Source organism: Flagellimonas olearia (genome assembly GCF_009184425.1).
Classification (GTDB): Bacteria; Bacteroidota; Bacteroidia; order Flavobacteriales; family Flavobacteriaceae; genus Flagellimonas; species Flagellimonas olearia.
The window spans coordinates 1-421 of sequence record NZ_WELG01000067.1; the positions used below are offsets into that span (position 1 = coordinate 1).

1 protein-coding gene is annotated in these 421 nt (G+C 57.5%); it reads left to right on the forward strand.

Annotated features, from left to right (window positions below):
* Window positions 1-421 (forward strand): hypothetical protein (locus F8C76_RS18790; RefSeq protein ID WP_170284070.1); only part of this gene is annotated, 421 nt, incomplete at both ends.

A 421-nucleotide genomic window follows, 5' to 3' on the forward strand; every position in this document is an offset into this window, starting at 1 on the left:
CAATGCACAGGACGCCGCCACGAAGAACTATGTGGACTCACAGATCACGGCCAATGCGGCCGATGGTTCGGAGACCATCGTCAACGCAGGTACTGACATCAGTGTGAGCGGAAGCGGCACCAGCGGTGACCCCTACATTGTGAACAGCACCTTCACTGAGGTTGACGGGAGCATCACCAATGAGGTGAACACCCGCTTCGAGGTGAGCGGAGCGAACCTTGAGATAGAAGATAACAACGGTACCCTACAGGTACCCTTGGCCAACTTGGGCAGTGACGACCAGACCTTATCGGAGGTACTCTCCGAGGGCAACAGCGCGGGTACTTCCATCACCAATGTTACGGACCCGACCAACGCCCAGGATGCCGCCACGAAGAACTATGTGGACTCACAGATCACGGCCAACGCGGCCGATGGTTCG